This is a genomic window from Lentzea sp. CA-135723, from assembly GCF_050936595.1.
Lineage (GTDB): Bacteria > Actinomycetota > Actinomycetes > Mycobacteriales > Pseudonocardiaceae > Lentzea.
The window spans coordinates 4,865,780-4,876,911 of record NZ_JBNJMK010000001.1 but is presented as its reverse complement, the minus strand read 5'-3'; the positions used below and the strand labels follow the sequence as shown (position 1 = coordinate 4,876,911).

The window sequence follows — 11,132 nt, the reverse complement described above, 5'->3', positions numbered from 1 at the left end:
TGCCGACCACGCAAGGTCATTAGCAAAGGCCGCCTTTATCAACCGATGAAGGCGGCCTTTACTCTTTTCCGGTGACCCTGACTGCCCCACCACGGTTGCTCTTCGTGCACGCCCACCCGGACGACGAGAGTCTCTGGACCGGCGGCACCATCGCGCGCTACGCCTCGGCCGGCGCGCACGTCACCGTCGTCACCTGCACCCTCGGAGAAGAGGGCGAGATCATCCCTCCCGCGCTCGCCCACCTGGCGGCCGACCAGGCCGATCAGCTCGGTGGATATCGGGTGGGTGAGCTGAGATCGGCGTGCGCCGCGCTCGGTGTGACGGACCACAGGTTCCTCGGCGGGATCGGCCGCTGGCGCGACTCCGGCATGGTCGACGTGCCGTCCAACGCCAAGGCGCGCGCGTTCATCCAGGGATCGCTCGACGACCAGACGGCCCAGCTGGCCGAGATCCTGCGCGAGGTGAAGCCTCAGGTCGTCGTGAGCTACGACGCTTTCGGCGGCTACGGACATCCTGACCACATCCGCGCGCACGAGATCACGGTCGCCGCGTGCGCCCAGGTCTCCGAGGTCGAGCGGGTCTTCTACGCGGTGACGTCCCGCGACGCGACCGAGGCCGGCGTGGCCGCGCTCTCCGGCGTGCCGGAGGCGTTCCGGCTGCCGGAGCCCGGCGAGCTGCCGGTGACGCCGGATGAAGAGATCACAACGGTTGTCGACGTTTCGGAGCACCTGACGGCCAAACGGCGTGCCTTGAGGGCACACTCGACGCAGGTCAGTGTGTGGGACGGCGGGTACGCGTTGTCGAACGACATCGCGCAGCCGCTGGTCGGCGCCGAGTACTACGTGCTCGCCAAGGGGTCACCCGAGGGAGCGTCGTCGGATCTGTTCGGAGGACTGGGTGACCGGTAGCTGGCGAGTGCTGTTGTTGCTGCTCCTGTGCGTCGAGGCGGCAATGCTCGCTGTGCTCGAAGTGATCTACCTGCCCGTCCGCCTCGACGGCACGCTGCTGCCGAGGCTGGGAGACCTGCCGTTCCCGATCACGATCGTCGTGGCCGCCGTCATGACCCCGATGATGGTGTCGTGGGCGGCCGCGCTGTCGAAGCGGGTGACGACCGCCGCGTTGCCGCTGCTGGTCTGGTTCTTCACGCTGTTCGTGTTCGGCTACCTGGAGCCGGGAGCGGTCTCCGGCCAGGCACTGCTGCTGCAGGACTGGCGCGGCCTGCTGCTCTTCGCCGCCGGGGCGTTCCCCGGCGCGGTCGCCGTCGGGGCCGTGATGGCCCGCAACGCCGCGAACAAGCCGGGGCTCTACGAGACCGCCGGGATCCAGTAGCGGTAGCGGTGGTGCTCGGCGCAGCCGAGGTCCTCGTACAGGCGGATGGCCGGTTCGTTGTGCTCGGCGACCTGGAGCACGCACGTCGTGGCGCCCTGCTCGAGGCCCCAGCCCGCCAGTTCGCCCATGAGGCGCCGGGCGAGGCCCTGACGGCGGTGGGACGGCCGCACGGCGAGGCGGGCGACGTGCAGGACGTCCTCGACGACCGCGCCGCGCACGGCCGCTGTGACGGTCCCGTTGTCGGTGTCGGTGTCGGTCAGGCTCGCGAAGCAGACGTTGCCGCCGGAGCCGAGCACGTGCCGCTGGGCGGCGGTGATCTCGGATCCTGCCGTCAGTTCCCACCATCCGGGAAGATCACGGCTCTCGGCTACGCCCTGCGCGAACTTCTCCAGCGGACCGGTCATCACGAGCGATTCGTACCCACCCGGATGATCCAGATCGATCCTCCAGCCAGCGGCTTCGACCGCCGCCTCCGCGGGTGAGCCGTTCACCACATGTGCCGTGGGTTTGATTCCGTGCGTCCGGGCGAACCTCTGGACGGCCTTGAGGGCGTCCGGAACGGGCATGCCGGGATCACCGCAGGTCAACGTGCTGTTCGCGCGTCCGGTGAAGCCCGCGGCGGCGCGCATCAACCAGTTTCCGAGCGGAACTTCTGCCAGCACGGGCCATGCTCGCGCGCAGAGCGATTCCAGGTGATCCACGGTGTGCACCCGTCCATCCTGACTAGGTTGTCGAGAGGATTTCCGAGCGGGAGTTGTGGCGTGGCGCACCGCACAGCTAAGGCAAGCCTGACCGGGTGATACTCGTATGCGCCGCGTACTCTCCGGCTTGCGCGGTGTGGACCAGATGAAGTTGGAGAGCGCAGTGACTTATGTGATCGCCCAGCCGTGCGTAGATCTGCTCGACAAGGCGTGCATCGAAGAGTGCCCCGTCGACTGCATCTACGAAGGCGACCGGATGCTCTACATCCACCCCGACGAGTGTGTGGACTGTGGCGCGTGCGAACCCGTGTGCCCGGTGGAAGCCATCTACTACGAGGACGACGTCCCCGACGAGTGGAAGGACTACACCAAGGCGAACGTCGACTTCTTCGACGAGCTCGGCTCGCCCGGTGGCGCCTCGAAGGTCGGCAAGGTCAGCAACGACCCGCCGTTCGTGAAGGCGCTCGAGCCGCAGCAGGCTGAGGGGCATTGATCATCCAACGCAGGGGTCCGGCGCTCCCGGACTTCCCGTGGGACCAGCTGTCCGGCCACGCCGCCAAGGCGCGCAAGCACCCAGGCGGCGTGGTCGACCTGTCGGTCGGCACACCCGTGGACCCGGTCCCGGCCGTGATCCAGGCCGCGCTGTCGTCGGTCTCCTCGATCCCCGGCTACCCGACCACGCACGGCACGCCTGAGCTGCGCGCCGCCTTCGTCGCCGCGGTGGAGCGCCGGTACGGGATCCTTGGGCTGTCCGCTGACGCCGTGCTGCCGACGATCGGGTCCAAGGAGCTGGTGGCCTGGTTGCCGACGTTGCTCGGGGTCGGTCCCGGGGACGTCGTGGCCGTGCCGGCAGTGGCGTATCCGACCTACGAGGTCGGGGCGTTGATGGCCGGGGCGTCTGTGGTGCGGCTGGCCGATGGTGAGGCGCCGCCTGCCGGTACCCGGTTGGTGTGGCTGAACTCGCCGTCGAACCCGACCGGGCGGGTGTTGTCCGCTGCCCAGTTGCGGGATGCCGTGGCGGCTGCTCGCGCCGTTGGTGCTGTCGTGGCTTCGGACGAGTGCTATCTCTCGTTGCCTTGGGACTCGTCGCCGGTGTCGGTGTTGCACCCGTCCGTGGTGGATTCCTTTGACGGGGTGCTGGCCGTGCACTCGTTGTCGAAGTCGTCTTCGCTGGCCGGGTACCGGGCCGGGTTCATCTTCGGGGATCCGGAGTTGGTGGCCGGGTTGCTGGAGCTGCGCAAGCACGCCGGGATGATCGTTCCCCGGCCGGTGCAGGAAGCCATGCGCGCGGCTCTGGAGGACGACTCGCACGTCGCTGAGCAGCGTTCGCGGTACCTGGCACGGCGATCCGTGTTGAAGCCTGCTTTGGAGGCTGCCGGGTTCGAGGTCTCGCACTCCGAGGCCGGGTTGTACCTGTGGTCGTCCCGTGGTGAGGACGCCTGGGAGACCGTGTCCTGGTTGGCCGATCGCGGGATTTTGGTTGCGCCTGGGACGTTTTACGGGCCTGCTGGGGAACGGCACGTGCGGATCGCGTTGACTGCGTCCGATGAGCGGATCGCGGCTGCTGTGGAGCGGTTGCAGGGCTGAGGTCGCGGTTTCGTAGGCCGGTTCCTGTTGTGGTGGGGTTGGTCGCGTTTTGTTGGTTGGGTTGCGGTTGCGAGGGTGTTTGCGCGGGTCCTGCCGATGTGCGGGGTGGCGATTGGGGCTTGACTTCGGGGCCCTTGCGAGGTGCTTGTCGGACCGGAAAAGGCCGGGCTGAAAAGAGGCCCGGCCGAGCCACTAGTGGTAGCACCTCGCACCCAAAGTCAAGCCCCAATCGCAATCGATGGGTGACACCGCTGACCGGAGTGGGATCAGCCCGTTCGGGCTCGCCTGCGGCATCGCGTGCCAGGACTCGTAGGTGGTTGGCTTTGCGTTGACGGCTGTCCGGTTGAGAGCGCGCGCCTGGTTTGCGTGCGTGGTGGGCTGCATTGACGACTGCGGTTGCGTGCGCGCGCCTGGTTTGCGTGCATGGCTGGCCTGCGTTGACGACTGCGGTTGCGTGCGCGCTTCGCCTCTTCCCCCGCCCGCCTCTTCCCCGCCCTCGCTCGCTGTCCTCGCTCGCTGTCCTTCTCCGTCGCTGTCCTCACCGAGCCGGACTGTCAGACCTGCTCGGTACGTTGGGTCGCGGGGGACTCCGAATCCAGGGGGACCCCTGCGTCAGCCTGCGGTCAGGGCTTGAGGGCTGACCACACTCGGCGCGTGAACTGGTTCGGTGGCACCGCGTCCGTCGTCAGCCTCACGGACGTGCTGATCTCCTCGCCGCTCAACCCCAGCCCCAGCACCAGGTGCCAGTGCAGGTCCCAGAGGTCGGCGAACGCGTCCAGCTCCACGTCCGCGTCCGCGCTCACGTGCAGCACGGCCGGCTCGGCCACCCGCACGACGCGTTCGACGGCTCGTACGTCACGCGTGTTGGTGCGGAAGCTGAACGCCAGGTCCACCGTTTCGCTGTCCAGGCCGTAGGTGGCGTAGGAGTGGCAGCGGTGGTGCGGCAGGGACAGCGGTTGGTTGGTTTCCAGGTAGAGGTCGCCCTCGAAGCGCAGGGTCGGGGAGTGCTGGCTCAGGGTGGCGCGGGCGCTCACGAACTCCCAGCCCGGCATGTCCAGCTTGGGGACCAGGAGTTCCAGGACTTCGCCTCGGCGGGCCGAGCGGGTTCGTTCGCCTGAGCGCCACGGGATTTCCCTGCTGTACGGCTCCTTCTTGGTGACGAAGACGTACGGGGCGTTGTCCGTTTGCAGGGAGAGTACGACGACTGTGCGGCCGCGGGCCCAGTCGAACGCCACGGTGGTGAGACCTGGCGCCACGCCGTCGAAGTGGCTCTCCACTCGGGGCCACCAGGAGGAGAGTTCTTCCGCCGGCGCGCCTTTGACGTAGCGGCCCTTCTCGTCCACGCCGACTATCCACATGGCTTCTGAGCCGCGGGCCGCGTTGCAGAGGGCGGCTATCTGGCGGGCCGCCTTGCCGTGGTCGACCGGCCACTGGGTCTTGAACTCCACGAAGGAGTCCTCGGACTGCGCGCCCTGGAGGGCACGTTCGATGGCGGCGCGAGCGTTCAACTCAAGTCGCTGTTTCAGCACGTGCACCTCCCCTCTGACGGCCGGGGGCCAGTCTGCCTCGGCAGACCGGCCCCTGACACCGAGTTTCGCGCGAGGCCTCTAGTCGTTCGCGTGCAGCGCCGAGTTCAGTTCGACGCCGGTGCCCTTGCGGGGCTTCACCAGGACGGTGCCCGTGACGGAGTCCCGGATGAACAGCAGGTTCGATTGTCCGCTCAGGGACAGGGCCTTGACGACCTCGCCGTCCGGAAGCGTGACCTTCGTGCCCGCGGTGACGTAGAGGCCGGCCTCCACGACGCAGTCGTCGCCGAGCGAGATGCCGAGGCCCGCGTTCGCGCCCAGCAGGCAGCGCTCGCCGATGCTGATGACCTGCTTGCCGCCGCCGGACAGGGTGCCCATGATCGACGAGCCGCCGCCCACGTCCGAGCCGTCACCCACGACGACGCCGCCGGAGATGCGGCCCTCGACCATCGACGTGCCGAGCGTGCCCGCGTTGAAGTTCACGAAGCCCTCGTGCATCACGGTCGTGCCGGAGGCGAGGTGGGCGCCGAGGCGGACCCGGTCGGCGTCGGCGATGCGGACGCCCGACGGGACGACGTAGTCGACCATGCGCGGGAACTTGTCGACGCCGTAGACCGTCACCGGGCCGCGCACGCGGAGGCGCAGGCGGGTCTGCTCGAAGCCGTCGACGGCGCACGGGCCGTGGTTGGTCCACACGACGTTGGTCAGCAGGCCGAACATGCCGTCGAGGTTCGCGCCGTGCGGCTGGACCAGGCGGTGGCTCAGCAGGTGCAGACGCAGCCAGATGTCGTAGGTGTCGCGCGGGGCCGCGTCCAGGTCGATCGCGACCTGCACGCCGACGACCTCGACGCCGCGTTCCAGGTCCTCGCCGAGCAGCTTCGCGGCGGCCTCGCCGAGGGCCTCGGCGACCTCGGCGGACGACACGCGCGTCGTGCCGGGTTCGACGTCACCGAGGGCGGGGGACGGGTACCAGGTGTCGAGGACGGTGCCGTCCGGGGTCACAGTGGCCAGGCCGATGCCGTATGCGGTGCTCACGGCTACCGAGCTTAGTCCGACCGCCCCGCCCGCCACCGTCCGGCGGGGAAGTGTGACGTGCCCTCGCAGCCATGTTCAGTTAGGCAAGGCTGCCTTAATCTGTCTGAGATAAATTACTACTACTCACTCGGCTGGAGCAGTCCCCGCATGCGCATCTTCCGGTCCCTCCTCGCCGCGGCGCTCGCGGCACTGGCGCTCACGGCGTGCTCGACCACCCCGGAAGCGCCCACGACGGGCAGCTCCGGTGGTGAGGGGCAGTTCCCCGTCACGATCAAGACCGCGTTCGGCGACGTCACGGTGCCCAAGCAGCCGCAACGGGTCGTGGCGCTCGGCTGGAGCGACGCGGAGACGGCGCTGGCGCTCGGGGTGCAGCCGGTCGGCGCGGCGGACTGGCTCGCTGTCGGCAAGGACGGGCTCGGGCCGTGGGTGACCGAGAAGTACACGACCGCGCCGAAGATGCTCGGCACGCAGGAGATCGACCTGGAGGCGCTGGCCGCGTTGTCGCCGGATCTCATCCTCGACACCAAGGCGAGCGGCAAGGAGGAACGCCAGGAGCAGCTCGCCAAGCTGGGCGTGCCGGTCGTCGGCATCCCCACAGGCGCCGAGGCGTACCTGACGTCGTGGCGCGACCAGCTCGACATGATCGGCAAGGCGGTCGGCAAGACCGAGAGGGCGGCCCAGTTGAAGGCCGATCTCGAGGGCAAGTTCAAGGAGGCCGCCGAGGACCACCCCAAGTTCAAGGGCGCGTCCGTCGTCGTCGGGGTGCGCAACGCCGACGCGTACGCCGCGTACATCAAGGGTGCCGGGCGCGTCGACTTCATGACCGAGCTCGGGTTCACGAACTCGCCCGCGATCGAGGCGCTGAAGACCACCGGGTTCTCGGTGAAGGTGTCAGCGGAGCAGCTCACCCTGCTCGACGCGAACCTGACGGTCATGCAGGCGATCGGGGACACCGCCGCCGTCGTGAAGGCCGACCCGCTGTTCCAGGCCGTGCCGTCGGTCAAGGCCGGCCGCAGCGTCCTGCTGGAGGACCGCCAGGTGTCGCAGGCGTTCTCCAGCAACTCGGTGCCGGGCCTCGCCTGGGCCCTCGACAAGACGGTGCCGCTGTTCGCCGCGGCGCTCGACAGGTGACGAAGTCCCTCGGGCTGGTCCTGCTGGCCGGTGCGGTGGTCGCGGCCGCCCTGCTGTCGTTGGTGGTGGGCACCCGCGACCTCCCGTTCCGCACGGTCTGGCAGGCGCTGGTGGCGTTCGACCCCGCCAGCGTCGACCACCTGGTGATCTCCGAGCTGCGGCTGCCGCGCACCGTCATCGGCCTGCTGGCCGGGGCCGCGCTCGGCGTCGCGGGGGCCGTCGTGCAGGGCATGACCCGCAACCCGTTGGCGGACCCGGGAATCCTCGGCGTCAACTCGGGCGCTGCGCTGTTCGTCGTGTTCGGCATCCAGGTGTTCGGGCTGACCACGTTGACCGGGTACGTGTGGTTCGGGCTCGCCGGGGCCGCGCTGGCCGCCGTCGTGGTGCACGCGATCGGGTCGCTCGGACGGGGTGGTGCGACGCCGATGAAGCTGGCGCTGGCCGGCACGGCGTTCAGCGCTGTGGTGGGGTCGCTGACCACGGCCGTGCTGCTGACGAACCTGAACACGTTCGAGGACTTCCGGTTCTGGCAGGTCGGGTCGCTGGTCGGGCGCGGGATGGACATCGCGGTGCAGGGGCTGCCGTTCCTCGTCGTGGGCGCGTTGCTCGCGTTCGGGGCGGCGCGGTCGCTGAACGCGCTGGCACTCGGCGAGGACGTCGCCACGTCGTGGGGGCTGAACGTGCGCAACGCGCGAATCCTTTGTGGAGTGTCGGTGGTGCTGCTGTGCGGTGCGGCCACGGCGATGGCGGGGCCGATCGGGTTCCTCGGGCTGGTGGTGCCGCACGCGGCACGGCTGGTGACCGGGCCCGATCACCGCTGGCTGCTGCCGTACTCGGCGTTGATGGCGGCGTTGTTGTTGCTGCTGGCGGACGTGCTGGGGCGGGTGCTGCTGCCGTCCGGCGAGGTGCAGGTCGGGCTGGTGACGGCGGTGATCGGCGGGCCGGTGTTCGTGCTGCTGGCCCGGCGGCGGAAGGTCGCCGAGCTATGACCAGGACTGGTGCTGCGAACCCCGTCGCTGTTGTTGCTGCTGCGCGAAAACGGCGTGATCGCGTCGAGCTGCGGGCGTGTCTCGGGCTGGTCGTCGCGGTGGTTCTCGTGTTCTGCCTGGCGTTGTCGACTGGGACGTTCACGGTGTCCGCGCAGGACCTGTTCCTCTCGCTGACGGGGCAAGGGGTGCCGCGCGTCGACCACGTCGTGCTGGGGCTGCGGTTGCCGCGGGCGTTGGTGGGGCTGCTGGTCGGGCTCGCGTTCGGGGTGTCCGGGGCGGTGTTCCAGCGGTTGCTGCGCAATCCGCTGGCCAGTCCGGACGTCATCGGCATCACGGTGGGCGCGGGTACGGCCGCTGTGCTGGCGGGAGTCGTGTTCGGGGCGAGTGCCGCTGTTCTCTCGTTCAGCGCGTTGGGTGGTGCGCTCGGGACGGCACTGCTCGTGTATCTGTTGGCGCGGCACGGAGGAGCGCCCGCCTATCGGCTCGTGTTGGTGGGTATCGGTGTCGGCGCGGTGTTGGGGAGCATCACGTCGTTCGTGCTCATCACGGCGGACGTCCGTGCGGCGCAGGAAGCGTTGGTGTGGCTCACGGGCAGTCTGAACGGCCGCGACTACACGCACGTGTGGCCGTTGCTGGTGGCCGTGGCGGTCCTGGTGCCGGCGGCGTTGGTGCTCGGCCGGTCGATGGCGGCGTTGCAGCTCGGTGACGACCTCGCGACCGGGCTGGGCGTGCCCGCGCAACGCAGGCGGGTCGCGTTGCTGGGCGTGGCGGTCTGCCTCGCCGGGGTCGCGACGGCCGCGGCGGGCCCGGTGGCGTTCGTCGCGTTCGTGTCGGGGCCGATCGCCGCGCGGCTCACCGGCGGCGGACGGCCCGCGCTGCTCGCCGCCGGGCTGGTGGGCGCGCTGGTCGTGCTCGTGGCCGACTACGCGGGCTCGCACCTGCCGTTCGGTCTGTCGTTCCCCGTCGGCGTCGTCACCGCCATCGTCGGCGGGCCCTATCTGCTGTGGCTGCTCGCCGCCGGCAACCGTTCAGGAGGAAACCGATGACGCCGCCCGAGTTGCGGTCGGAAGACCTGTCGCTGGGTTACGGCGAGCGGCGCGTGGTCGACTCGCTGACCACCGTGCTGCCCACCGGCAAGATCACCGTGATCGTGGGACCGAACGCCTGCGGCAAGTCGACGTACCTGCGCGGGCTGGCGCGGTTGCTGCACCCGTTGTCCGGGGCGGCTTTGCTGGACAGCACGCCGATCCACACCATGCCCGGCAAGGAGGTCGCGAAGCTGCTCGGCATCCTGCCGCAGGGACCGGCCGCGCCCGAGGGGATCACCGTCGCGGACCTGGTCGGCCGCGGCCGGCACCCGCACCAGGGGTGGCTGCACCGGTGGACCGCGCAGGACGACGAGGCGGTGGCCGCCGCGCTGGTCGCGACCGGCACGCTCGACCTCGCCGACCGGGTGGTCGACGAGCTGTCGGGCGGGCAACGGCAGCGCGTGTGGATCGCGATGGCGTTGACGCAGCGCACGCCGGTGTTGTTGCTGGACGAGCCGACGACCTATTTGGACGTGACGCACCAGGTCGAGGTGCTGGACCTGTTGGTGGACCTCAACGAGGCCGAGGGCGCGACGGTGGCGTTGGTGCTGCACGACCTGAACCTGGCCGCGCGCTACGCCGATCACCTGCTGGTGCTGCGGGCAGGGCGGATCGTCGTGGAGGGCGCGCCGAACGACGTGCTGACCGAGGAGGTCGTGCGGGAGGTGTTCGAGATGGACTGCCGGATCGTGCAGGACCCGGTGTCGCACACGCCGCTGGTGGTGCCGGTCGGGCGGCACCGGGTGGTGTCGTGACCGGGACGCCGATCCGCGGCCTGGACGAGCTGCGGGCGCTGGTGCCGGAACCGTTGCCGCACCTGAGGGACAAGGCGATCTCGGTGGTGGACGAGGGGTCGCGGCGGTTCATCGAGGCGTCGACGTTCTACCTGTTCGCCACGACCGGTGCGGACGGCAGCGTCGACGTGTCGCCGCGCGGTGATCCCGCCGGGAGCGTGCGGATCCTGGACTCGCGGACCTTGGCGTTCGCGGACCGGCCGGGCAACCGTCGGCTGGACAGCTTCCGCAACGTGCTGGAGCACCCGCGTGCCGGAATGCTGTTCCTGGTCGCCGGGCGGCTGGAGGTGTTGCGGGTCAACGGAACCGTGACGCTCGTGCGGGACGCGCCGTTTCTGCTGGAGTACTCGGAGCCCACGCCCGTGCTCGGGGTGGTGTTGCGCGTCGAGGAGCTGTTCCTGCACTGCGGTCAGGCATTGCGCCGGTCCTCGCTGTGGGACGCGGACGGGTGGCCCGCCGAGGACGCCGTGCCGCCGTTCGCGGACCTCGTGGCGAGCCAGCAGCGGTACCGGGGTCAGTCGGGGACGTCCGCGCTGAAGTAGAGCGAACCCAGGTCGCCGCGGGTGGCGATGAGGGCCTCGTTGCACTTGGACTGGCGGGCGTCGGTGCTGGAGACGTTGTCGACGCGCACCTCGCCGCACTGGTGCGCCTCGAAGTCGCCGACCGCGGTCATCAGCCGGGGCAGCACCTCGCTGACGTCCTCCTGCACGTGCTTGCCCTGCAACGACCTGTCGAGCCTGCGAGTCATCGAGCTGACGTCGTCGACCCACCCGGCGCAGTCGGCGGGCGTGAAGCTGTGCTGGGAGCCGCAGGGCGCGGTGAACAGCTGCCGGATCTCGCCGCACTGCCGGTCGCACGCGGCGGGTGCCTCGCCGCAGGCGGTGGTGGTGAGGAGCAGGGAGATGACCAGGAGTGTGCGCTTGATCACGCGGCGTACGGTATCGGCTGAACG

General features: G+C 69.8%; 13 protein-coding genes. 9 read left to right on the top strand and 4 right to left on the bottom strand.

The features are described from left to right. The first annotated feature begins 71 nt into the window (after positions 1-71). Together mshB and ACQEU1_RS22020 are read left to right on the top strand one after the other, a co-directional pair. The gene (gene mshB, locus ACQEU1_RS22025; RefSeq protein ID WP_433204726.1) at positions 72-908 is read left to right on the top strand and encodes an N-acetyl-1-D-myo-inositol-2-amino-2-deoxy-alpha-D-glucopyranoside deacetylase; all 837 of its coding nucleotides are present in this window, start codon (positions 72-74) and stop codon (positions 906-908) included. Continuing rightward, positions 898-1,329 (top strand): hypothetical protein, encoded by a 432-nt coding sequence (locus tag ACQEU1_RS22020; RefSeq protein WP_433204723.1) that lies wholly within the window; start codon positions 898-900, stop codon positions 1,327-1,329. Before mshB ends, ACQEU1_RS22020 begins: the two co-directional genes overlap by 11 nt. On the opposite strand, the gene ACQEU1_RS22015 is transcribed toward ACQEU1_RS22020, so the two are convergent. Then, the gene (locus ACQEU1_RS22015) at positions 1,305-1,991 is read right to left on the bottom strand and encodes a GNAT family N-acetyltransferase (RefSeq protein ID WP_433204720.1); all 687 of its coding nucleotides are present in this window, start codon (positions 1,989-1,991) and stop codon (positions 1,305-1,307) included. The genes ACQEU1_RS22020 and ACQEU1_RS22015 overlap by 25 nt on opposite strands. Positions 1,992-2,193: 202 nt before the next feature. On the opposite strand from ACQEU1_RS22015, the gene fdxA reads away from it, so the two are divergent. Both fdxA and dapC read left to right on the top strand, forming a co-directional pair. Beyond that, positions 2,194-2,523 (top strand): ferredoxin, encoded by a 330-nt coding sequence (fdxA, locus tag ACQEU1_RS22010; RefSeq protein ID WP_218159521.1) that lies wholly within the window; start codon positions 2,194-2,196, stop codon positions 2,521-2,523. Between the two features lie 2 nt (positions 2,524-2,525). Further along, positions 2,526-3,617 (top strand): succinyldiaminopimelate transaminase, encoded by a 1,092-nt coding sequence (dapC, locus tag ACQEU1_RS22005; protein ID WP_433211650.1) that lies wholly within the window; start codon positions 2,526-2,528, stop codon positions 3,615-3,617. 623 nt (positions 3,618-4,240) lie between these two features. Here the strand turns inward: dapC and ACQEU1_RS22000 are convergent. Together ACQEU1_RS22000 and dapD are read right to left on the bottom strand one after the other, a co-directional pair. Continuing rightward, positions 4,241-5,146, bottom strand: coding sequence for a hypothetical protein (locus ACQEU1_RS22000; RefSeq protein ID WP_394613825.1), 906 nt, complete (start codon positions 5,144-5,146; stop codon positions 4,241-4,243). A gap of 78 nt (positions 5,147-5,224) precedes the next feature. Continuing rightward, positions 5,225-6,178 (bottom strand): 2,3,4,5-tetrahydropyridine-2,6-dicarboxylate N-succinyltransferase, encoded by a 954-nt coding sequence (gene dapD, locus ACQEU1_RS21995; RefSeq protein WP_433204715.1) that lies wholly within the window; start codon positions 6,176-6,178, stop codon positions 5,225-5,227. A 147-nt stretch (positions 6,179-6,325) separates the two neighbouring features. On the opposite strand from dapD, the gene ACQEU1_RS21990 reads away from it, so the two are divergent. The 5 genes from ACQEU1_RS21990 to ACQEU1_RS21970 are packed head-to-tail and all read left to right on the top strand — an operon-like array spanning position 6,326 to position 10,722. Further along, positions 6,326-7,309: an iron-siderophore ABC transporter substrate-binding protein gene (locus tag ACQEU1_RS21990; protein WP_433204712.1), complete on the top strand. Its 984-nt coding sequence runs from the start codon at positions 6,326-6,328 to the stop codon at positions 7,307-7,309. Next, entirely contained in the window at positions 7,306-8,298 is a 993-nt protein-coding gene (locus ACQEU1_RS21985) for a FecCD family ABC transporter permease (protein WP_433204709.1), read from the top strand. Before ACQEU1_RS21990 ends, ACQEU1_RS21985 begins: the two co-directional genes overlap by 4 nt. Then, entirely contained in the window at positions 8,295-9,344 is a 1,050-nt protein-coding gene (locus ACQEU1_RS21980) for a FecCD family ABC transporter permease (RefSeq protein WP_433204706.1), read from the top strand. Before ACQEU1_RS21985 ends, ACQEU1_RS21980 begins: the two co-directional genes overlap by 4 nt. Further along, complete coding sequence (locus ACQEU1_RS21975; protein WP_433204703.1) at positions 9,341-10,141, top strand: ABC transporter ATP-binding protein; 801 nt, start codon at positions 9,341-9,343, stop codon at positions 10,139-10,141. The genes ACQEU1_RS21980 and ACQEU1_RS21975 overlap by 4 nt, the downstream gene beginning before the upstream one ends. After that, on the top strand, positions 10,138-10,722 hold the full coding sequence (locus tag ACQEU1_RS21970) for an MSMEG_1061 family FMN-dependent PPOX-type flavoprotein (protein WP_433204700.1): 585 nt from the start codon (positions 10,138-10,140) through the stop codon (positions 10,720-10,722). The genes ACQEU1_RS21975 and ACQEU1_RS21970 overlap by 4 nt, the downstream gene beginning before the upstream one ends. On the opposite strand, the gene ACQEU1_RS21965 is transcribed toward ACQEU1_RS21970, so the two are convergent. Beyond that, positions 10,695-11,108, bottom strand: a complete 414-nt coding sequence (locus ACQEU1_RS21965; RefSeq protein ID WP_433204697.1) for a hypothetical protein — start codon at positions 11,106-11,108, stop codon at positions 10,695-10,697. The genes ACQEU1_RS21970 and ACQEU1_RS21965 overlap by 28 nt on opposite strands. Positions 11,109-11,132: the final 24 nt, after the last annotated feature.

Coding starts and splice junctions, on each gene's coding strand:
- ACQEU1_RS21990 (WP_433204712.1), top strand. CDS start 6,326: ATGCGCATCTTCCGGTCCCTCCTCGCCGCGGCGCTCGCGGCACTGGCG.
- ACQEU1_RS21975 (WP_433204703.1), top strand. CDS start 9,341: ATGACGCCGCCCGAGTTGCGGTCGGAAGACCTGTCGCTGGGTTACGGC.
- ACQEU1_RS21980 (WP_433204706.1), top strand. CDS start 8,295: ATGACCAGGACTGGTGCTGCGAACCCCGTCGCTGTTGTTGCTGCTGCG.